The organism is Modestobacter versicolor, from assembly GCF_014195485.1.
Lineage (GTDB): Bacteria > Actinomycetota > Actinomycetes > Mycobacteriales > Geodermatophilaceae > Modestobacter > Modestobacter versicolor.
The window spans coordinates 1,687,208-1,707,894 of record NZ_JACIBU010000001.1 but is presented as its reverse complement, the minus strand read 5'-3'; the positions used below and the strand labels follow the sequence as shown (position 1 = coordinate 1,707,894).

Below are 20,687 nucleotides of genomic sequence, written 5' to 3'. Positions count from 1 at the left end.
CCTCGGGTGATCGGAGGGAGGTGTCTGACAGTGCGTCCACGGCGCAATCGAGCGCACAGCGGACCGGCCTCACAAGATACCAGCCCGGCCCGGTCGGCCCAACCGGCGCCGGTCCGACCAGCGCCGCACCAGCGCCGCACCAGCGCTGCACCGGCGGCGACGACGCCCGTCACGGGCAATGGCTGGACGCCGGCCCTGCTCGTGGGACGATGGGAGCACTGTGACCACTCCTGCATCCACCGATCCCACCCGGATCCGGAACTTCTGCATCATCGCCCACATCGACCACGGCAAGTCGACGCTGGCCGACCGGATGCTCGAGGTGACCGGGATCGTCGAGGGGCGCCAGATGCGCGCCCAGTACCTCGACCGGATGGACATCGAGCGCGAGCGCGGCATCACCATCAAGGCGCAGAACGTCCGGCTGCCCTGGACGCCGCGCACCGGCGCGCACACCGACACCGAGTTCGTCCTCGACATGATCGACACCCCGGGGCACGTCGACTTCACCTACGAGGTCTCCCGGTCGCTGGCCGCCTGCGAGGGCGCCGTCCTGCTCGTCGACGCCGCCCAGGGCATCGAGGCGCAGACGCTGGCCAACCTCTACCTGGCCATCGAGAACGACCTGACGATCATCCCGGTGCTCAACAAGATCGACCTGCCGGCCGCGCAGCCGGAGAAGTACGCCGCGGAGATCGCCAACATCATCGGCTGCGAGCCCGACGACGTGCTGCGGGTCAGCGGCAAGACCGGTGAGGGCGTCGCCGAGCTGCTCGACGCCATCGTGGAGAAGATCCCGGCCCCGGTCGGCGACGCCGACGCCCCTGCCCGGGCGATGATCTTCGACTCGGTCTACGACATCTACCGCGGCGTCATCACCTACGTCCGCGTCGTCGACGGCCGGATCAGCGGCCGCGAGCGGATCAAGATGATGTCCACCGGCGCGGTCCACGAGCTGCTGGAGATCGGCGTCATCTCCCCGGAGCCCAAGCCGGTCGCCGGGCTCGGCGTCGGCGAGGTCGGCTACTTCATCACTGGCGTGAAGGACGTCCGCCAGTCCCGCGTCGGCGACACCGTCACCCTGCAGCACCACGCCGCCACCGAGCCGATCGGCGGCTACAGCGACCCCAAGCCGATGGTCTACTCCGGCCTCTACCCGATCGACGGCAGCGAGTACCAGCTGCTGCGCGAGGCGCTGGACAAGCTGCTGCTCAACGACGCCGCGCTGGTCTACGAGCCGGAGACGTCGGCGGCGCTGGGCTTCGGCTTCCGGGTCGGCTTCCTCGGCCTGCTGCACCTGGAGATCGTCCGCGAGCGGCTGGAGCGCGAGGCCGGGCTCAGCCTGATCTCCACGGCACCCAACGTGGTCTACCGGGTGGTGATGGAGGACCGGTCCGAGGTCGTCGTCACCAACCCCAGCGACTGGCCGGCGGGCAAGATCGACAAGGTCTACGAGCCGATCGTCAACGCCACGATCATCGCCCCGAGCGACTACACCGGCGCGATCATGGAGCTCTGCCAGAGCCGCCGCGGGTCGCTCACCGGGATGGACTACCTCTCCGAGACCCGGGTCGAGCTGCGGTACACCCTGCCGCTGGGCGAGATCATCTTCGACTTCTTCGACGCGCTGAAGTCGCGCACCCGCGGCTACGCCAGCCTGGACTACGCCGAGGCCGGTGAGCAGGAGTCGCAGCTGGTCAAGGTCGACATCCTGCTGCAGGGCGAGGCCGTCGACGCGTTCTCCGCGATCGTGCACAAGGACAAGGCCTACAGCTACGGCGTCCTGATGGCCGGCAAGCTGCGCGAGCTCATCCCGCGGCAGCAGTTCGAGGTGCCGATCCAGGCCGCCGTCGGCTCCCGGGTGATCGCCCGCGAGACGGTCCGCGCGATCCGCAAGGACGTGCTGGCCAAGTGCTACGGCGGTGACATCACCCGCAAGCGCAAGCTGCTGGAGAAGCAGAAGGAGGGCAAGAAGCGGATGAAGATGGTCGGCCGCGTCGAGGTCCCCCAGGAGGCGTTCGTCGCCGCGCTCTCCACCAACGAGTCGACCGCCGCCAAGCCCAAGTGACCGTGCTCGCCAGCGGCCGGGTCGAGGCGGTCTGCGTCTCCGGCAGCGACCTGCTGCCGCTGCCGGACAAGCGGCCCAACCGGTCGGGCATCGACAAGAAGCCGGTCGCCGGCCGGGTCGCCGTCCACCCGCTCGGCCTGGACGGCGACGTCCAGGTCAACAAGAAGCACCACGGCGGCGAGGGCCAGGCGGTCTACGCCTACGCCCAGGAGGACGCCGACTGGTGGGCCGTCGAGCTCGGCCGCGACCTGCCGCCCGGCCGCTTCGGTGAGAACCTGCGCACCACCGGGCTGGACCTGCGGGACGCCGTCCTGGGCGACCGCTGGCGAATCGGCACCGCGCTGTTCGAGGTCACCGCCTGGCGCACCCCGTGCGCCAACTTCGCCCGGTTCTGGGGCATCCCCGACCTGGTCAAGCGGTTCGCCGCGCACGGCGCCACCGGTGCCTACCTGCGGGTGCTGGAGACCGGTGAGCTCGGTGCCGGCGACGCCGTGGAGGTCGTCTCCCGGCCCGACCACGGGATCACCGTGGAGACGGCGTTCCGGATCGTGATGACCGAGAAGGCGCGGCTCCCCGAGCTCGCACCGGCGCTGCCGCACCTGCCGCTCAAGGACCAGCCGAAGCTGGCCGCGAAGATCGAGCGACGGCTCGCCGCCCAGACCTGACCGGGCCACCGCGCTAGGGTCCGCCGGGGTCCGGGCACCGGCCGGCCACGACGGGGAGGTCCAGTTGTCGCACCGCCGCGCACGCACCACGGTGCTCGCGCTCGCCCTGCTCCTCGCCCCGGCGCTGACCGCCTGCGGCGGTGAGCCGGAGGAGTCGGCCGCCGACCTGCTGGAGCGCGCCCGGACGACGCTGGACGACGCGTCGTCGGCGCACTTCGTCCTCGACAGCGAGGGCGCCCCGCCGACCGGCACCACGCTGGTCGGCGGCGAGGGCGACATCGTCCGGCCGGCGTCCTTCGCCGGGACGCTGAACGTGACGGCGCTCGGCGGGGCGATCGACGTCGAGGTCGTCTCGGTCGACGGCACCGTCTACGCCCAGCTCCCCTTTGCCTCGACCTTCAGCGTGGTCGACCCGGCCCAGTTCGGCCTCGGCGACCCCGGCGCGCTGCTCGACCCGGAGTCCGGCATCTCCCAGCTGCTGACCGGCGCCCAGGACGCCGAGCTGGGCGACGAGCGGCGGGTGGACGGCGAGGTCGTCCGCGAGGTCACCGCGTCGATCCCCGGTGACCTGGTCGAGCAGGTGCTCAGCAGCAAGGACCCCGCGCAGGCCGTCCAGGCCCGGATGTCGATCGCCACCGAAAGCGGGCAGCTGCGCGAGGTGGCGCTGACCGGGCCGTTCTTCGTCGCCGACGAGGACGGCACCTACACGGTCGCGCTCAGCGACTTCGGGGCCGATGTCGAGATCACCGCACCGCCCACCGGCTGAGGCCGCCGCCCCGGCCGCCCCGGGGCTGGCCGTGGTCGTCCTCGCGGCGCTCGCCGTGCTGGTCACCGCGGCCGACACCTACGTCGTCGTCCTGGCGCTGCCCGACGTCCTGACCGGCGTGGGCGTGGGCCTGGACGAGCTGCAGCGGGCCACGCCGATCATCGGCGGCTTCCTGCTGGGCTACACCGCGACCCTGCCGCTGCTCGGCCGGCTGGCCGACCTGCGCGGCCGGGTGCCGGTGCTCGTCGGCTGCCTGCTGCTGTTCGCGCTCGGCTCGCTGCTCACCGCCACCGCGACCGAGCTGGGGCCGGCCGTGCTGGGCCGCGGGCTGCAGGGCGTCGGCGCCGGGGGGCTGGTGCCGGCGACCCTCGCGCTGGTGGCCGACCGCTGGCCACCCGAGCGCCGCGCGGTGCCGCTGGGGGTGGTCGGCGCCGTCCAGGAGCTGGGCGCGGTGCTCGGGCCGCTCGCCGGCGCCGCGGTGCTCGCCGTGGCCGACTGGCGGGCCATCTTCTGGCTCAACCTGCTGCTCGGTCTCGCGCTCGCGGCGGGCGTGCTCGCCACCGGCCGCACCCGCCGGCCCGATCCGCTGGGCCTGGCGCTCGCCGTGCTGGCCGCCGGGGCCCTGGGGCTGCGGCTGGCCGAGCCGGCCGCCCTCGCCGAGGACGTGACGCTCGGGCTGCTGTGGGTGCCGGTCGCCGGCGTGACGCCGCTGGTGCTGGTCGCCGTCGTCGCCGGGCTCGGCCTGATCGTGCGCAGCCTGGCCCGGCCGGCCGGCGCGGTGCTCCCGCTGCGCGGCCTGCCCGCACTGGCCCGCGAGCTGGACGTCGTCGGCTCGGTGCTCGTCGTCGTCGCCCTCGGAACCCTGGTCTGGGCCTTCGCCGCCGCCGACCCGGCCACCGAGGTCGTCGCGCACGGCCCGGTGCTGCTGCCGGTGGCCGCTGCGGCCGCGGTCGCGTTCGTGCTGTGGGAGCGCCGGACGCCGGACCCGGTGCTGCCGCTGGCGGCGCTGCGCCCGGCCGGTGCGTGGGGCGCGCTGCTGGTCAACCTGCTCGTCGGCGTCGCGCTGGTCGCTGCCCTGGTCGACGTCCCGCTGTTCGCCCGCTCGCTCGGCGGGGACGACCAGCTGGGCGCCGCGCTGGTGCTCGTCCGGCTGCTGGTCGCCGTCCCGGTCGGGGCGGTGGCGGGGGGCTGGCTGTGCCGGGTGGTCGCGCCCCGGTTCGTCGCCGCCGGGGGAGCGGCGCTCACCGCCCTGGCGCTGTGGGCGATGACCGGCTGGGACGCCCAGGCCCTGGACGGGGCGGCGTCGACGGTCGTGCTGGCGGCGGCCGGGCTCGGGTTCGGCCTGGCGATCGCGCCGGTGAACGCCGTCCTGCTCGCGGTCACCCCGCCGGCGGTGCACGGCAGTGCCGGGGCCCTGGCGGTGGTCGCCCGCACCGTCGGCATGCTGGTCGGGCTGGCGTTGCTCACCGCGGTCGCGCTGCGCCGGTTCACCGCCGAGGTGGCCGCGATCGACCCACCGTTCGAGCTGTGCCCGCAGACCCCGACCGACTGCGCGCCCTACGAGCAGGCCACCGACGCAGCCGTGCTCACCCAGCTGCACACCGTCTTCGCCGGCGCGGCGGTCGCGGCCGCGCTGGCCGCCGTCGCCGCCCTGGCGCTGCTGCGCCTTCCGCGCCGAAGCCCGGCGGACTAGCGTCGAGCGCCGTCCGGATGACCCGCACCAGGGTGAGGAGGTCGTCATGACCTTCGGGATCGTCATCGACGTACCGGCACCGATCGAGGTCTACGACGCGATGCACGCCGAGCTCCGCCGGCGGGTGACCGGCCCGGTGGAGGGGCTGCTCTGCCACGTCGCGAGGCAGACGCCGGCCGGCTTCCAGGTGCTCGAGGTCTGGGAGTCCCGGGAGCAGTACGCCCGCTACGAGGCCGAGGTCGTCGGTCCGACGATGGCGGAGCTCTCCGGTGGCCGGCGATCGCCGGCTCCGCCGCTCACGGAGGAGTTCGAGCCGCGGGGCCTGGTCGTGCCCGCGGCCCACGTCCACTCCTGACCCGAGCGGGCCGCGTCAGAGGGTGAAGACGATCTTCCCGGCGGTGCGGCCCTCGAGCATCCGCTCGAAGCCGTCGCGGGCCTGGGCCAGCGGCAGCTCGACGTCGATCTCCGGGCGGACGCCGGTGATCCGGCACATCTGGATCAGGTCGTCGAGCTCCTCGCGGGTGCCCATCGTCGAGCCGATGACCGACAGCTGGGTGAAGAAGACGCGGTTGAGCTCGGCGCCGGGGTTGAAGCCGGTGGTCGCCCCGCAGGTGACGACGACGCCGCCGGGCTTCAGCGACTTGATGCTGTGGCTCCAGGTGGCCTCGCCGACGGTCTCCATGACGCCGTCCACCCGCTCGGGCAGCCGGGCACCGGACTCGAACGCCTGGTCCGCGCCGAGCGCGAGCGCCGCCGCCCGCTTCTCCTCGCTGCGGCCGGTCACCCAGATGCGGTAGCCGGCGGCGCTGCCGAGCCGGATCAGCGCCGTCGCGACGCCACCGCTGGCGCCCTGCACCAGCACGGTCGACCCCGGCCGCAGGCCCGAGCGGACGAAGAGCATCCGGTAGGCGGTGAGCCACGCGGTGGGCAGGCAGGCGGCCTCGGCGAAGGAGAGCTCGGCCGGCTTGGGCACCAGGTTGCGCCGCGGGACGGCGACCTTCTCGGCCAGCGTGCCCTGGTGCACCTCCGACAGCAGCGAGCGCTTGGGGTCCATGGTCTCGTCGCCGGTCCAGCCGGCCGACGAGATGACCGCGTGCACGACGACCTCGTTGCCGTCCTCGTCGAGGCCGGCGGCGTCGCAGCCCAGCGTCATCGGCATCCGCTCGGCCGGCAGCCCGACGCCGCGCAGGCTGAACAGGTCGTGGTGGTTGAGCGAGGCGGCCTTCACGGTCACCGTCGTCCAGCCGTCGGGGGCCTCGGGCTCGGGACGGTCACCGACCTCCAGCACCGAGAGCGGGTCGTCCGGGGCGGGGGTGGAGACGAAGGCGGCCAGCATGGGGCGACTATGGCACCGCCACCCCCAGGGGCGCACTGCGGCCAGGAGCCGTCCGCACCGACCGGCGGGCGACCGGTGCGGACGGCGTCCCTGGTGCTACCGCAGCGCGTGCCCGTCGGCGTCGAAGACCAGCACCTCCGGCAGCTGGACGCGCAGTTGCAGCACCGCGCCGTCCTGGAGGTCCTGGCGCTTGTCCAGCCGGAACACCATGTGCTCGGCGGTCCCGACCGCCCCGTCGACCAGCCCGACCGGGTCGACGTAGGCGAAGACCTCCGAGCCCAGCCGCTCCACCCGGGCGACCCGCACGGTCAGCCGGTCGTCGCCCGTCGACCCGGCAGCGCCGACCGTGTCCGCACCCTCGGGGCGGATGCCCACCGTGACCCGGTCGAGGGCGCGCGCAGCACCCGTGGCGGGCAGCGGCACCTGGAGCGACTCCATCAGCACGGCCCGCCCGTCACGGACCGGCACCCCCGTGACGAGGTTGATCGCGGGGGAGCCGATGAAGCCGGCCACGAAGGTGTTCACCGGCCGCTCGTAGAGGTCGATCGGCGTGCCGACCTGCTGCAGCTGACCGTCGCGGAGGACGACCACCCGGTCGCCCATGGTCATCGCCTCCGTCTGGTCGTGGGTGACGTAGACGGTGGTGGTGCCCAGCCGCTTCTGCAGGCTCGCGATCTCCGCGCGGGTGGAGACCCGGAGCTTGGCGTCCAGGTTGGACAGCGGCTCGTCCATGCAGAAGACCTTGGGGTCGCGCACGATCGCCCGCCCCATCGCCACCCGCTGCCGCTGGCCGCCGGACATCTTCGCCGGCTTCCGGTCCAGCAGCTCCTCGAGCTGGAGGACCCGCGCCGCCTCGGCCACCCGGGTGCGGATCTCGTCGGCCCCGACCCCGAGGTTCTTCAGCGCGAACGCCATGTTCTCCCCGGCCGTCATGTTGGGGTACAGGGCGTAGCTCTGGAAGACCATCGCGACGTCGCGGTCCCGGGCCCGACGCCCAGTGACGTCCTGCCCGTCGATGAGCACCCGCCCCGAGTCGATCGGCTCGAGGCCGGCCAGCATCCGCAGGCTGGTCGACTTGCCGCATCCCGAGGGCCCCACGACGACGAGGAACTCGCCGTCGGAGACCTCCAGGTCGAGGCGGTCGACGGCCGGCCGCTCGGCCTGGGCGAACGAGCGGGTCACCGCCTCGAAGGTCACCGAGGCCATGCCGGGCACCCCCTACCCGTCCTGCGGAGGCTGGTCACAGCTTGGGCTCGATGTCCCGCTCGAACACCGTCGTGGACTCCTCGTCCAGCTCCCCGAAGACGGTCTCCACGTCCTCGCCGCCGATGGTGATGCGGTCCAGGGCCGCCCCGATGCGCGCGCCGCCACCGGGGAGGAAGACCCGGGCGTAGTCCTGGGACTGGGTCAGCTCGAGCTGCTCCAGCGCGGTGCGGGCGTTCGGCCGCTCCTCCAGGAAGGCCTGCGTCTTCGGGTCGTCGACGGCGTCCTTGCGCACCGGCATGTACCCGGTGGCCTGGGTGAAGGTGATCGTGTTCTCGGTGTTGGTCAGGAAGGCGAGCAGCTGCATCGCCTTCTCCTTCCGCTCGTCGGAGATCCGCTGCGGGATGGCGAGACCGGCGCCACCGGTCGGGCACCCGGGCGTCGGGCCCGGCAGGAAGGCGGTGCCGAAGTCGAAGCCGGCGGTCTCCGACAGCCCGCCCAGGGAACCGGTGGACTGCAGCAGCGAGGCAGCCTGGCCGGCGCCGAACACGCTGTTCGGGTCGTTGTTGATGGCCAGGTGACCCTGCTTGAACCGGTCCTGCAGGTACTGGCCGGCCTCGAGCGACTCCGGCGAGGTGAAGGTCGGCTTCCACTCGTCGGAGTAGGCGCCGCCGAAGGTCCAGATCATCCCCTGGAAGTGCCAGTCGAGGTAGTTGCTGCCGTCGGGCAGGGCCAGCGGCGGGATGCCCGGGTTGGCGGCGGCCAGCCGGGGCGCCCACTCGGCGAACTCGGCCCAGGTCTCCGGCCCGCGGTCGGGCAGCCCGGCCGCGGCCCACATCTGCTTGTTGTAGTAGAAGAGCGGGGTCGACCGGGCGTAGGGGAGCGCGTAGTTCTTCCCGTCGAACTCGTAGTCCGAGACCAGGGACTCGACGTAACCGTCGACGTCCAGGTCCGCGGCCGACCACAGGTCGTTCATCGGGGTGATCGCCTCGTTGAGCGCGAAGTTGAACCAGGTGACGTCCGAGGCCACCACGAGGTCGGGCAGTTCGCCGCCGGAGAGGGCGGCGTTGAACTTCTGCGCGACCTCCTCGTAGGTCGCACCCGCCGTGACCAGCTTGACGGCGATGCCCGTGTCGGCGGTGAAGGCGTCGAGCAGCTCGGTCTCGACCGGCTTGGACTCTCCCGGGTGGTTCGACCAGAACGTCAGGCTCTCGACGGGGCCGTCGTCGCCGGAGTCCTCGGAGGAGCCGGTGCCGGCGCAGGCGGCGAGGCCGGCGGCGGTGAGGGTGATGCCGGTCAGCTGGAGGAACCTGCGGCGGTCCAGTTCGGTCATGGCGGTGCTCCCGTTCGTCGATCAGTGCGCAGTGCGTGCGGTCAAGGTGGGGCGGTGGTGGGTGGTCCGGTGGCTCAGCCCTTGACCGCCCCGGCGGTGAGCCCCTTGATCATGTGTCGCTGCAGGAGCAGGAAGATGACCAGGATGGGCAGCATGGTGATGACCGTCCCCGCCATGACCGGGCCCCAGTTGGTGAGCCCGGCCGTGTCCTGGAGCTGGGCGAGCCCCACGGGGAGCGGCGCGGTCGAGGAGTCGTCGGCCATCAGCAGTGGCCAGAGGTACTGGTTCCACTCGTTGACGATGGTGATGAGCGTGAAGGCGATCAGCGTCGGCCACGACATCGGCAGCACGACCCGCCACAGCATCTTCAGCGGTCCGGCCGCGTCCATCTCCGCCGCTTCGATGATCTCCTTCGGCAGCGACAGGAAGTGGTTGCGCATCAGGAAGGTGCCGAAGGCGACGCCGGCCAGCGGCACGATGATGCCGGCGAAGGTGTTCCGCCAGCCGAGCTGGGCGACCAGCGCGTAGTTGCTGATCACCGTCACCTGGTTGGGGACCATCAGGCTGGCGATGACGAACAGCAGCACCAGCGTTCGGCCGGGGAAGCGCAGGAAGGACAGGGCGAAGGCGGACAGCACCCCGAGCGTGACCTCGACGACCGTCAGCACCGTGGTGATGATGATCGAGTTCCGCAGGTAGTCGGTGAACGAGACGCCTGTGCCGACCGCGCGGTAGTTGTCGCTGGTGAACGGGTCGGGCAGCCAGGTGACGGGCACCGTGTAGATGTCCGGGCGGTCCTTCAGCGAGGTCACCAGGATCCAGTACAGCGGCAGCGCGACCAGCACCACCACCAGCAGCAGCCCGAGGTAGCCGCCCACCCGGGACAGCGGGCTGGTGCGCTGGTGCGGTGCGGTGTCGGCGTGCGCGCCGCGGCGGGCTGCGGCGTCGGTCTCCGGACGGGGGGCGACGGTGGTCACGACTCCCGCCCCCGCTCCATCACGCGGACCTGGACCAGGGTGATGACGAGGAGGCCGAGGAACATGATGGTCGCCACCGTGGCGCCGTAGCCGGCCCGCTGGTTCACGAACGTCTCCTGGTAGATCTGGTAGACCATCGTCGTCGTGCCGTTCCCCAGCGGTCCGCCCCGGGTCATGACGCTGATGACGTCGAAGACCTGGAAGCTGTTGAGCAGCACCGTGATCAGCAGGAAGAACGTCGCCGGCCGCAGCTGGGGCCAGGTGACCCGCCGGAACTTCGTCCAGGTCGAGGCGGCGTCGATCTCGGCGGCCTCGTCCAGCTCGACCCGGCGCGCCTGGAGCGCGGCCAGGTAGATGACGAAGGTGTACCCGAGGTTCTTCCAGATGTAGGTGGCGGTGACCATGAACAACGCCCAGTCCGGGTCCTGGTAGAACTGCGGCGCGTCGATCCCCACCCGGGCCAGCAGGTCCTGGATCAGGCCGAAGGTCGGGTCGAAGACGAACTGGAAGGCCACCCCCACGGCCGCCCCGGCGAGCACGAACGGGGCGAACACCAGGGAGCGGACCGCGTTGCGGCCGAACAGCTTCTGGTCCAGCAGCAGGGCCAGCACCAGGCCGAGCACCATCGTGCCGACGACCGCCGACCCGGTGAAGACGATGGTGTTCCAGAGGACCTGCCGGCTGGAGTCGCTGGTGAACCACTCGACGTAGTTGTCGACGCCGATGAAGGTCGCGCTCGGGGAGGAGATGTTCCAGCTGGTGAAGGACAGCCGGATGTTGTCCAGCAGCGGCCGGTAGGTGAACACCACGAGCAGGACCAGGTTGGGCACCAGGAACGCGGCGGCGATGAGCAGGTCCCGGCGCCGGTTGCCCGGCGGGTTCCCCGACTTCCGGACCTTGCCGGGGGTGCCGGACGGCGGAGCCGGGAGGGGCGCCGGGGCCGGCGCAGCGGTCATCGGCTCGGCGCTCACAGCCGAGGACCCTGTCCGGGTGCGGTGAACGGCAGGTGGCGCCCGGGGTTCGGCGGGCACCCGCGCCGGTGAACAGGCCAGTTCCCGTGCTGCCGCACGACCTTCCCCCAGGTGCTCACGGCGAGAAGATAGCTCCAAGGTTGTGACGCGGCCCACTCCTGTGGCGTGGCGTCGGCTCCCTGGGCCGGCGGGCGACCCGGCGGGGGACTCAGCGCACGACGACGGCGCACTCCTGCTGCGCCACGAACTCGCCGATCACCGGGGCGCCGGGCACCTCACCACCCAGCAGCAGGCCACCGGAGGTCTGCGCGTCGGCCAGCAGCAGCGCCTCGTCCTCCGACACCGCGGACAGGTCGGCGTGCGGGCGCACCCAGTCCAGGTTGCGCCGGGTGCCGCCGGAGACCCAGCCGTCGGCGAGCGCCTGCCGCGCGCCGGCCAGGTACGGGACGGCGGCGGCGTCGACGACCGCGGTGACCCCGCTGGCCCGGGCCATCTTGTAGAGGTGGCCGAGCAGGCCGAAGCCGGTGACGTCGGTGCCGGCGCGGATCCCGGCCGCGACCGCCGCCACGGAGGCCTCGGCGTTCAGCGCGGTCATCGACGCGACCGCCTCCTCCGACACCTCGCCGGTGTTCTTGTGCCGGCTGTTGAGCACCCCGACACCCAGCGGCTTGGTCAGCGACAGCGGCGTCCCGGCGACGGCGGCGTCGTTGCGGATCAGCCGGTCCAGGTCGACCACGCCGGTGACCGCCATGCCGTACTTGGGCTCCGGGTCGTCGATGGAGTGGCCGCCGCCGACGTGGCAGCCGGCCTCGTGCGCGACCTCCAGCCCGCCGCGCAGCACCTCGGCGGCCAGCTCGGCCGGCAGCACGTCGCGCGGCCAGCCCAGCAGGTTCACCGCCATCACCGGCGTCCCGCCCATCGCGTAGACGTCGGAGAGGGCGTTGGCGGCGGCGATCCGGCCGAAGGTGTACGCGTCGTCGACCACCGGGGTGAAGAAGTCGGTGGTGAGCACCAGGCCCTGACCGCCGGGGAGCCGCACCACCGCGGCGTCGTCGCCGTCGTCCAGCCCGACGACCAGCTCGGCGGCCGGGTCCCGGGGGCCGGTGTGGGTGAGGCCGGCGACCACGGCCTCCAGCTCGCCGGGCGGGATCTTGCAGGCGCAGCCGCCGCCGTGGGCGTACTGGGTGAGCCGGACGGGGAGCGAGGTCGTGGTCACGCCTCAGCAATCTAGGCCTCGGTCCGAGGCGCGTGGGACGCGAGTGTCACGAACGTGTCTCGCACGTGGACACCCCTTGACAGGAATATGTAAGGACGGTGTCCTAACAAACGTGACGGCGACAACGCAGGGAGCTCAGCGGCAGCGCCGGCTGCTGCGCCCGACGACCAAGGTGCTGCCCGAGGACGCCCGCGCCCACAACCGGTCGATGGTCCTGCAGCAGCTGTTCCACTCCGGTCCCTGCTCGCGCGCCGACCTGGCCCGCACCACCGGCCTGACCCGGGTCACCGTCTCCGACCTCGTCTCCTCGCTGATGACCGAGGGGCTGGTCACCGAGCTGGGGCTGCGCGCGGAGGGCAAGGTCGGCAAGCCCGGCACCCTGGTCGGCCTGCGCACCGACGCCTTCCAGATCGTCGCGGTCGACCTCGCCGACGACGAGCGGATGCACGGCGCGGTGCTCGACCTCTCCGGCGAGGTGCGCGAGCGGCGGGCGGCCTCGGTCGGCGGCCGCACCGGCGAGGCCGCCGTGGCGGCGCTGGTCGAGCTCTGCCGGGAGCTGGTCGCCGCGGCGACCCACCCGGTGCTCGGCGTCGGCGTCGGCTCCCCGGGCGTCATCGACCACGCGGGCACCGTCGTCCAGGCGCCCAACCGCGGCTGGTACGACGTCCCGCTCGCCGCCCTGCTGCACGAGGCGCTCGGCGTCCCGGTGCACGTGGCTAACGACGCCAACACCGCGGCGCTGGGCGAGTTCACCTACGGCGGCGCCTCCGACACCGGCCTGCTGGTGCTCACCGTGGGGGAGGGCGTGGGCGCCGGCATCGTGCTGGACGGCGCCCTGGTCCAGGGCCACGAGCACGCGGCCGGCGAGCTCGGCCACGTCACCGCCGTCGACGAGCGGGACGACGTCGACCACGCCCCGCTCGGCCGGCCGGCCCCCTGCGCGTGCGGCCGGATGGGCTGCCTGGAGACCGTGCTGTCGGTCCCGGCGATGCGCCGCCGCACCGCCGGGCAGGACGCCGCGGGCGCCGACACCGCGCTCGCCGCGGTCGGCCGGCGCCTCGGGATCGTGCTCGCCCCCGTGGTGAGCGCCATGAACCTCGCGGAGGTCGTGCTCAGCGGCCCCCGCGAGCTGCTGGACGGGCCGCTGCGCGAGGCAGCGCTGGCGGCCCTCCAGGAGCGCACCATGCCGGCCATCAGCAGCCACGTGGAGCTGCGGATGACCTCGCTCGGCGAGGACGGCGTCCTGTCCGGGGCGGCCGTGCTCGTGCTGTCCGGTCAGCTCGGGGTGACGTGACCACCCCGAGCCGACCTCCTGCACATCGGAGATCGCAACCCCTGGAACGGCGCTGTCCGGCGCCGTCCGCGCATCGGGAAGGAAGACCGACATGACGAGGGTACGCACGAGCGCCCTGGCCGCCGTGGCCGTCAGCATGCTCACCCTGGCCGCCTGCGGGGGCGGCGGAGAGGACGCCGAGGCCGACAGCGGGGGTGGCACCGAGCTCACCATGTGGGTCAACGGCGCCGACACCCCGCAGGAGCTGCGGGACTACCTGATCGCCACCTTCGAGGACCAGCACCCCGGCGACACGCTGGTGATCGAGGAGCAGGACTGGACCGGCCTGGTCTCCCGCCTGCAGACCTCGCTGGCCTCGGAGGACCAGACGCCGGACCTGGTGGAGGTGGGCAACACCCAGAGCCCGACCTTCACCTACGCCGGCGCCTTCAGCGACATCAGCGACATGTACGACGACCTGGGCGGCGACGACCTGCTGCAGGGCTTCGTCGAGGCCGGCCGGGTCGACGACGCCCTCTACGCGGTGCCCTACTACTCCGGTGCCCGGGCGGTCTTCTACCGCAAGGACCTGTTCCAGGCCGCCGGCGTGCAGGTGCCGACGACGATGGCCGAGTTCGCCGACGCGGCGGTCGCCCTGCAGGCGGCCAAGCCCGCCGGGGCGGCCAGCTTCTCCGGGTTCTGGTTCCCCGGCCAGGACTGGTACAACGGCATCGCCTGGCTCTACACCAACGGCGGCGACCTGGCCGAGAAGCAGGGCGACGAGTGGGTCGGCACGCTGTCCAGCCCCGAGTCGCAGAAGGGGCTCGCCGAGGTCCAGCGGCTGTTCACCACCGCGACCAGCGCACCCAAGGACGCCGACTCGGCCGACCCGTGGGTCCCGTTCAACAACGGTGAGGCGGCGATGTTCTCCGCCCCGACGTGGGCCCGCTGGAGCATCGACCTGCCCGAGTGCAACAAGGGCGTCGCACCCGACGACGAGTCGGAGGCTGCGAAGGCCCTGCTGGCCGAGCAGCAGGCCTGCAACGAGGAGAAGACCGGGGTCTTCCCGCTCCCGGGCCTGTCCGCCGGCACCCCGGCGACGGTCTTCGCCGGTGGCTCGAACATCGCCATCCCGGCGAAGTCGCCGAACCAGGAGCTGGCCCGCGACCTGCTGGAGATCGTCTTCAGCGAGGAGTACCAGACGATGCTGGGCGAGAACGGGCTGATCCCCGGGAACACCCAGTACGCCGACTCCCTCGGTGACGACCCGTACGCCCAGGCGGCCCGGGACGCCGCGATCGACGCCAAGCTCACCCCGCCGGCGGAGAAGTGGGCCGACGTGGAGAGCGCCCGGATCCTGGAGGACTTCTTCCAGCAGATCGCCGGGGGTGCCGACCCTGCCGAGGCGGCGGCCGAGGCGGACCAGCTCATCGCCGACGCGCTCAACTGACCGATCGACCCCCGGTCGGGGGCGCGGTCCCCACCCGCGCCCCCGACCCAGGTCCTGGCCACCGGAGCACCGCCATGCCCGCTCGCACCGACTCGGTCGTCGTCCCACCGCCCGTCCCACCCCGCCCGCCGGTGGTGGTGCCCGACCCGGAGCCGGTCGCCGACGGCGCCCCGCGCCGGACCCGCCGCCGGGTGCCGGCCTTCCGGCTCGGCCCCTACGCCCTGCTCGTCCCCGCCGCCGTGGTCGTCCTGCTCGGGCTGGGCTACCCGCTGGTGCGGCAGTTCGTCCTCTCCTTCCAGGAGTACGGCCTAGCCCAGCAGTTCGGCCGCCCCGCCGAGTGGGTGGGGCTGGACAACTACGTCACGCTGCTGTCGGACCCCTACGTGTGGGGGGTCATCGCCCGCTCCGTCGCCTTCTGCCTGGTCAACGCGGCCGTGACGATGGCGGTCGGGGTGGCCCTGGCCGTGCTGATGACCAAGGTGTCGCGCGGCCCGCGGATCACCCTGCAGGTGGGCCTGCTGCTGGCCTGGGGCACCCCGGTGCTGGCCACCATGACCGTCTGGCAGTGGCTGTTCGACTCCCAGTACGGGGTGGTCAACTGGCTGCTCGCCGAGCCGCTGGGTTTCAGCGGCATGAGCCAGCACTCCTGGCTGATCGAGCCGCTGTCGTTCTACTTCGTGGCCACGGTGATCGTGGTCTGGATGAGCGTGCCGTTCGTCGTCTTCTCGGTCTACGCCGGCCTGCTGCAGGTGCCCGCGGAGTGCGTCGAGGCCGCGCAGCTGGACGGCGCGACCGGCTGGCAGCGCTTCCGGTTCCTGGCGGTGCCGCTGATCAAGCCGGTGCTCTTCGTGGTGGGCCTGCTCCAGGTCATCTGGGACCTGCGGGTGTTCACCCAGATCTACGTCCTGCAGCGCGCCGGTGCCCCGACCCGGGAGACGCACCTGCTCGGCACCTACATCTACTCGCTGTCGAAGGAGTTCTCCATGGCCGGCGCCATGGCCACGATCATGCTGCTGATCACCCTGGTCCTCACCGGCTCCTACATCCGCCGCACGCTGCGCGAGGAGGAGCTGTGACCGCCCTCCGGCCGGCCCCGGCGCGCCGCCGCCCCCCGGCCCGCACCCGGCTGGGCCGCCGGCTGCTCGGCGCGCTGGCGGTGGTGGTCGCCCTCGTCTGGGTCTTCCCGATCTACTGGATGATCAGCAGCGCCTTCCTGCCGACCAACCGGCTGCGGACGGCCGAGCCCACCTTCTTCCCCTTCGACGGCACGCTCGCCAACTTCCGGCGGGTGTTCAGCGACTCGAGCTTCTACGCCTCGATGAAGGTCTCCCTCGCCGTCGTCGGCGTCACGCTCGTCGTCGCGGTGCTGTGCGCGTTCGTGGCCGCACTCGCGCTCAGCCGATTCCGTTTCCGCGGGCGGCGGTCGTTCATCGTGACCATTCTCGTGGTGCAGATGATCCCGGCGGAAGGGCTCTTCATCTCGCAGTACCAGATGCTCGACAACTGGGGTCTGGTCAATTCCTTCCTCGGCTTGAGCATCGTGTACACGGCGGCCGTGCTGCCGTTCACGATCTGGATGCTGCGCGGTTTCGTGAGCGGCGTCCCGGTCGAGCTGGAGGAGGCGGCGATGGTGGACGGGTTGTCCCGCACCCAGGCGTTCTTCCGGATCACCTTCCCGCTGCTGGCCCCCGGGCTGGTCGCCTCCGGTGTCTACGGCTTCCTGCAGGCGTGGAACGAGTACACCCTCGCCCTGGTCGTCATGACCGACCCCGACCAGCGCACCCTGCCGCTCTGGCTGCAGGGGCTGGTGGAGGCCAACCGGGCCACCGACTGGGGCCTGGTCATGGCCGGCGCCGCGCTGATCGCCGTCCCGGTCATCGTCTTCTTCCTCTTCGTCCAGCGCCGGCTGTCCGCCGGGCTGGTCGCCGGCGCGGTGAAGGGGTGACCGCCCCCGCGACCGCCGACCCCGTCGCCGGGCGTTGCTCGGTCGGCCTGGACATCGGCGGCACCAAGGTGCTCGGCGTCCTGCTGGACGCCGGCGGGGTGGTGCGCGGCAGCGTCCGGGTGCCCACCCGCTGGGGCACCGAGGGGGTGGTCGGTGCGGCCGCGGAGGTGGTCGACCGGCTCTGCGCCGCCGCGGGGCTGTCCCCGGCCGACCTCGCCGGCGTCGGCGCCGGGGTGCCCGGTCTGGTCGACCCGGTCACCGGGGAGGTCTCGCACGCGGTGAACCTCGGCATCCACGACCGCGGGGTCGCGCTGGCGCCGCTGCTCGCCGCCCAGGTGCGCGGGGTGCCGGTGGTGGTGGAGAACGACCTGAACGTCGCCGCCGTCGGTGCTGCCCGGGTCCTCGGGCTCCGCGGTGACCTGGCCTTCCTCGGGCTGGGCACCGGGGTGGCCGCCGGGCTGCTGCTCGGCGGGCAGCTGCGGCGCGGCCACCGGGGCGGGGCGGGGGAGATCGGGCACGTGCCCTACGACCCGGCCGGTCCGGTCTGCCCGTGCGGTCAGCGGGGCTGCCTGGAGCTCTACGCCTCCGGGTCGGCGATCGACGCAGCGTGGCCCAGCCGGTCCGGCCGGCCGGCGGCGGCCGAGCTCTTCGCCGCCGCGGCGGGCGGTGACCCGGTGGCCCAGGGCCTCCAGGACACCTTCGCCGCCGCCGTGGCCGCCGCCGTCCGGCTGGTGGTGCTCACCTGCGACGTCGAGCACGTCGTGCTCGGCGGTGGGGTCGCCGAGGTCGGGGAGCCGCTGCTGGCGGCCGTCGTGCGGCAGCTGGGGGAGCAGGCGACCGGGTCGCCGTTCCTGCGCAGCCTGCGCATCGCCGACCGGGTGCAGGTGGTGCCCCGCGACGTGCCGGTCGCGCCGATCGGGGCCGCCCTGCGCGCCCGGGACGTCGCCCGGGCGCCGCAGGTGGCCGCGGTCCCGTGAGCCGTCCTCAGCGGCCGGCCAGCAGGTCGGCCGCGGCCTCGGTGAGCACCCGGGCGGCGCCGTGGGTGGCCAGCGCCGGGCCGCTGACCAGGTCGAGGTCGTCGGGCATGCCCAGCGCCACGACGGTCGCGTCCGGCCGTGCGGCGACCGCGCGCTGCAGCCAGTCGCGCTGCCAGGCGCTGCGGTACGCGTCCCGGACGACGAGCACCACGGGGGTGCCGGACGCCTCGGCGAGCGCCGCCTCCGGCGCGGGCCCGTCCGCGCCGACGGTGACCAGCCCGGCCAGCAGGCCCCGCGCGTCCAGCGGCTCGGCGAGGCTCCACTTGGCGTGCCCGACCGCCATGTTGGCGCCGGCCCGCAGCTCCACCACGAGTGCCGGCCCGGACAGGGGCTGGGCGTGACGCGGCCGGAGCGCCGCCCGGGCAGCGACCTGCCCGGCATCGCGGTCGGCGGTGGCCGGGGCGGACCCCGCCGCGGCCAGCCGGGCGCGCAGTGCGGTCACCCGGCCGGCTGCCTCGGCCAGCCGGTCCTCGGTGAGCTGCCCGTCGCGCAGCGCCTGCTCGACCGCCCGGCGGACGTCGGCGCAGTGCTCCTCGCCGTCCTCGGCGCCCAGCAGCAGCAGGTCGGCGCCGGCGGCCAGGGAGCGGACCGCGGCGCCGGCGATGCCGTGGGCGGCCCGGACGCCGGCCATGTCGAGCGCGTCGGTGACCACGACGCCGGTGAACCCGAGCTCGTCGCGGAGCAGGTCGACCAGCAGCCGGCGGCTCAGCGTGGCCGGGGCGTCGTCCAGGGCGGTGAAGACCACGTGCGAGGTCATCACCAGGTCGACCCCGGCCCCCACGGCCGCGGCGAACGGCGGCAGGTCGCGGCGGCGGAAGGTCTCCTCGTCGGCGTCGATGACCGGCAGGCCCAGGTGCGAGTCGACCGTGGTGGCGCCGTGCCCGGGGAAGTGCTTGGCGGTGGCGGCGACCCCGGCGGCCTGCAGGCCCTGCACGGCGGCCACCCCGTGCCGGCCGACGGCGGCCGCGTCGGCACCGAAGGAGCGCACGCCGATCACCGGGTTGCGGGGGTCGCTGTTGACGTCGACCGACGGGGCGAGGTCGACGTTCACCCCGGCCCGGCGCAGGTCGGCGCCGATCGCGGCGGCCACCCGCTCGGTGAGCGCCACGTCGTCGACGACGCCGAGCGCGAGGTTGCCCGGGTAGCTGCTGCCGGTCAGGTACTCGAGCCGGGTGACGTCGCCGCCCTCCTCGTCCACGGCCACCAGGGCGTCGGGCCGGGCCGCCTGCAGCGCGTCGGTGAGCGACCGCACCCGGTCGGCCGCAGGCTCGGCCCCGGCGCCCAGGTTGTGCCCGTAGAGGCACACCCCGGCCAGGCCCGCGCCCAGCGCGTCGGTCACCCAGCCGGGCACCCGGTCGCCGAGGAAGCCGGGCATGAGGCAGGCGTTGACGAGTTCGTCCGAGGGCGACATGGGGTTCCTGACCGGTCGGTGTGCGCGGTGGTCCGCCGGCCGGTGCGCCGGTGGTCGGGAACGGACCCTAGTGGCCCGTTCGCGCCATTGTCGACGCCGAGCGCGCGGTGCCTCGCCGACGATTTCCGGCGGGTCCACCTGCCATTCGCGGATCCGTTCCGCACCGCCGCCGGCGTCGTCCGGCGGACCGCATTCCGGCACCGTCCTGGACCATTCCCCACTCCCATTCCGACACCACTGGAGGCCCGCTGATGGCGACCGTCACCTACGAGCGCGCGACGTGCACCTACGCCGGCGCCGACCGCCTGGCGGTCGACTCGCTGGACCTGGAGGTCGCCGACGGCGAGTTCCTGGTCCTCGTCGGCCCGTCGGGGTGCGGCAAGTCGACGTCGCTGCGGATGCTGGCCGGCCTGGAGGACGTCGACGCCGGCCGGATCCTCATCGGCGGCCGCGACGTCACCGACCTGGCCCCCAAGGACCGGGACATCGCGATGGTGTTCCAGAACTACGCGCTGTACCCGCACATGACGGTGGGGGAGAACATGGGCTTCGCGCTGAAGATCGCCGGCGTGGCCAAGCCGGAGATCGCCTCCCGGGTGCTGGAGGCCGCCAAGGTGCTGGACCTGGAGCCCTACCTGGACCGCAAGCCGAAGGCGCTGTCCGGTGGGCAGCGGCAGCGGGTGGCGATGGGCCGGGCGATCGTGCGCAGCCCGCAGGTGTTCCTGATGGACGAGCCGCTGTCCAACCTGGACGCCAAGCTGCGGGTGCAGACCCGCACCCAGATCGCCCAGCTGCAGCGCCGCCTGCAGGTGACCACCGTGTACGTCACCCACGACCAGGTCGAGGCGATGACCATGGGCGACCGGGTGGCCGTGCTCAAGGACGGCCACCTCATGCAGGTGGGCACCCCGCGGGAGCTCTACGACCGCCCGGCCAACGCGTTCGTGGCCGGCTTCATCGGCTCCCCGGCGATGAACCTGTTCCAGCTGCCGGTCGTCGACGGCGGGGTGCGGTTCGGCGACGCGGTGGTGCCGGTGGAGCGTGCCGTGCTCGGCCAGGTGGACGCGGCGGAGGTCGTGCTCGGTGTCCGCCCGGAGGACCTCGACCTCGCCGCGCCGGGCGCCGCCGGGCTGGACCTGGTGGTCGACGTCGTGGAGGAGCTCGGCGCGGACGCCTACGTGTACGGCCGCACCAGCCAGGGTGGCCAGGAGTTCCCGGTGACCGTCCGGGTCGACGGCCGCCGTCCCCCGGCCGGTGGGCAGACGGTCCGGGTGGCGCCGCGCACCGGTCACCTGCACCTGTTCAGCACCGACGACGGGCACCGGCTGGGCGCCTGACCCCGA

18 protein-coding genes are annotated in these 20,687 nt (G+C 73.3%); 11 read left to right on the top strand and 7 right to left on the bottom strand.

Annotated elements, in window-relative coordinates:
- Window positions 1-220: 220 nt before the first annotated feature.
- From lepA to FHX36_RS08215, 5 genes are all read left to right on the top strand, one after another.
- The gene (gene lepA, locus FHX36_RS08235) at window positions 221-2,068 is read left to right on the top strand and encodes a translation elongation factor 4 (protein ID WP_110553297.1); all 1,848 of its coding nucleotides are present in this window, start codon (window positions 221-223) and stop codon (window positions 2,066-2,068) included.
- Window positions 2,065-2,733: an MOSC domain-containing protein gene (locus FHX36_RS08230; RefSeq protein WP_258372913.1), complete on the top strand. Its 669-nt coding sequence runs from the start codon at window positions 2,065-2,067 to the stop codon at window positions 2,731-2,733. Before lepA ends, FHX36_RS08230 begins: the two co-directional genes overlap by 4 nt.
- Window positions 2,734-2,797: 64 nt before the next feature.
- Window positions 2,798-3,499: an LppX_LprAFG lipoprotein gene (locus FHX36_RS08225; RefSeq protein ID WP_110553296.1), complete on the top strand. Its 702-nt coding sequence runs from the start codon at window positions 2,798-2,800 to the stop codon at window positions 3,497-3,499.
- On the top strand, window positions 3,468-5,192 hold the full coding sequence (locus tag FHX36_RS08220; protein WP_183513662.1) for an MFS transporter: 1,725 nt from the start codon (window positions 3,468-3,470) through the stop codon (window positions 5,190-5,192). Before FHX36_RS08225 ends, FHX36_RS08220 begins: the two co-directional genes overlap by 32 nt.
- A gap of 46 nt (window positions 5,193-5,238) precedes the next feature.
- A complete protein-coding gene (locus FHX36_RS08215) occupies window positions 5,239-5,547 on the top strand; it encodes a hypothetical protein (protein ID WP_110553079.1) in 309 nt (102 codons plus the stop codon).
- A 15-nt stretch (window positions 5,548-5,562) separates the two neighbouring features.
- Here FHX36_RS08215 and FHX36_RS08210 read toward each other — a convergent pair whose 3' ends face one another.
- From FHX36_RS08210 to selD, 6 genes are all read right to left on the bottom strand, one after another.
- On the bottom strand, window positions 5,563-6,528 hold the full coding sequence (locus FHX36_RS08210) for a zinc-binding dehydrogenase (RefSeq protein ID WP_110553080.1): 966 nt from the start codon (window positions 6,526-6,528) through the stop codon (window positions 5,563-5,565).
- Between the two features lie 96 nt (window positions 6,529-6,624).
- On the bottom strand, window positions 6,625-7,734 hold the full coding sequence (locus FHX36_RS08205; RefSeq protein WP_110553084.1) for an ABC transporter ATP-binding protein: 1,110 nt from the start codon (window positions 7,732-7,734) through the stop codon (window positions 6,625-6,627).
- A gap of 34 nt (window positions 7,735-7,768) precedes the next feature.
- Window positions 7,769-9,064 (bottom strand): ABC transporter substrate-binding protein, encoded by a 1,296-nt coding sequence (locus FHX36_RS08200; RefSeq protein WP_110553081.1) that lies wholly within the window; start codon window positions 9,062-9,064, stop codon window positions 7,769-7,771.
- Between the two features lie 74 nt (window positions 9,065-9,138).
- Window positions 9,139-10,041 carry a carbohydrate ABC transporter permease gene (locus tag FHX36_RS22745; protein WP_110553082.1) on the bottom strand — a complete coding sequence of 301 codons (903 nt, stop codon included), beginning with the start codon at window positions 10,039-10,041 and terminating at the stop codon, window positions 9,139-9,141.
- On the bottom strand, window positions 10,038-11,012 hold the full coding sequence (locus tag FHX36_RS08190; RefSeq protein WP_220036005.1) for a carbohydrate ABC transporter permease: 975 nt from the start codon (window positions 11,010-11,012) through the stop codon (window positions 10,038-10,040). The genes FHX36_RS22745 and FHX36_RS08190 overlap by 4 nt, the downstream gene beginning before the upstream one ends.
- A gap of 208 nt (window positions 11,013-11,220) precedes the next feature.
- Window positions 11,221-12,228 (bottom strand): selenide, water dikinase SelD, encoded by a 1,008-nt coding sequence (gene selD, locus FHX36_RS08185; RefSeq protein WP_110553083.1) that lies wholly within the window; start codon window positions 12,226-12,228, stop codon window positions 11,221-11,223.
- A gap of 112 nt (window positions 12,229-12,340) precedes the next feature.
- Between selD and FHX36_RS08180 the strand changes: the two genes are divergently transcribed.
- The 5 genes from FHX36_RS08180 (at window position 12,341) to FHX36_RS08160 (ending at window position 17,873) form a co-directional block, all read left to right on the top strand.
- Entirely contained in the window at window positions 12,341-13,522 is a 1,182-nt protein-coding gene (locus tag FHX36_RS08180; RefSeq protein ID WP_221202817.1) for an ROK family protein, read from the top strand.
- 91 nt (window positions 13,523-13,613) lie between these two features.
- Window positions 13,614-14,951 carry an extracellular solute-binding protein gene (locus tag FHX36_RS08175; RefSeq protein ID WP_110552782.1) on the top strand — a complete coding sequence of 446 codons (1,338 nt, stop codon included), beginning with the start codon at window positions 13,614-13,616 and terminating at the stop codon, window positions 14,949-14,951.
- Window positions 14,952-15,025: 74 nt separating this feature from the next.
- Complete coding sequence (locus tag FHX36_RS08170) at window positions 15,026-16,027, top strand: carbohydrate ABC transporter permease (protein WP_110552781.1); 1,002 nt, start codon at window positions 15,026-15,028, stop codon at window positions 16,025-16,027.
- Entirely contained in the window at window positions 16,024-16,896 is an 873-nt protein-coding gene (locus tag FHX36_RS08165; protein WP_220035981.1) for a carbohydrate ABC transporter permease, read from the top strand. Before FHX36_RS08170 ends, FHX36_RS08165 begins: the two co-directional genes overlap by 4 nt.
- Window positions 16,893-17,873: an ROK family protein gene (locus FHX36_RS08160; protein ID WP_110552780.1), complete on the top strand. Its 981-nt coding sequence runs from the start codon at window positions 16,893-16,895 to the stop codon at window positions 17,871-17,873. Before FHX36_RS08165 ends, FHX36_RS08160 begins: the two co-directional genes overlap by 4 nt.
- A 7-nt stretch (window positions 17,874-17,880) precedes the next feature.
- Here FHX36_RS08160 and FHX36_RS08155 read toward each other — a convergent pair whose 3' ends face one another.
- Entirely contained in the window at window positions 17,881-19,344 is a 1,464-nt protein-coding gene (locus FHX36_RS08155; RefSeq protein ID WP_110552779.1) for a glycoside hydrolase family 3 protein, read from the bottom strand.
- A 251-nt stretch (window positions 19,345-19,595) separates the two neighbouring features.
- Between FHX36_RS08155 and FHX36_RS08150 the strand changes: the two genes are divergently transcribed.
- Window positions 19,596-20,681 carry an ABC transporter ATP-binding protein gene (locus tag FHX36_RS08150; protein WP_110552778.1) on the top strand — a complete coding sequence of 362 codons (1,086 nt, stop codon included), beginning with the start codon at window positions 19,596-19,598 and terminating at the stop codon, window positions 20,679-20,681.
- Window positions 20,682-20,687: the final 6 nt, after the last annotated feature.

Bases quoted from the DNA above. Each gene is read 5' to 3' on its own strand.
- FHX36_RS08210 (WP_110553080.1), bottom strand. From the start codon at position 6,528: ATGCTGGCCGCCTTCGTCTCCACCCCCGCCCCGGACGACCCGCTCTCG.
- FHX36_RS08205 (WP_110553084.1), bottom strand. From the start codon at position 7,734: ATGGCCTCGGTGACCTTCGAGGCGGTGACCCGCTCGTTCGCCCAGGCC.
- FHX36_RS08200 (WP_110553081.1), bottom strand. From the start codon at position 9,064: ATGACCGAACTGGACCGCCGCAGGTTCCTCCAGCTGACCGGCATCACC.
- FHX36_RS08150 (WP_110552778.1), top strand. From the start codon at position 19,596: ATGGCGACCGTCACCTACGAGCGCGCGACGTGCACCTACGCCGGCGCC.
- FHX36_RS08220 (WP_183513662.1), top strand. From the start codon at position 3,468: ATGTCGAGATCACCGCACCGCCCACCGGCTGAGGCCGCCGCCCCGGCC.
- FHX36_RS08175 (WP_110552782.1), top strand. From the start codon at position 13,614: ATGACGAGGGTACGCACGAGCGCCCTGGCCGCCGTGGCCGTCAGCATG.
- FHX36_RS08155 (WP_110552779.1), bottom strand. From the start codon at position 19,344: ATGTCGCCCTCGGACGAACTCGTCAACGCCTGCCTCATGCCCGGCTTC.
- FHX36_RS08170 (WP_110552781.1), top strand. From the start codon at position 15,026: ATGCCCGCTCGCACCGACTCGGTCGTCGTCCCACCGCCCGTCCCACCC.
- FHX36_RS08215 (WP_110553079.1), top strand. From the start codon at position 5,239: ATGACCTTCGGGATCGTCATCGACGTACCGGCACCGATCGAGGTCTAC.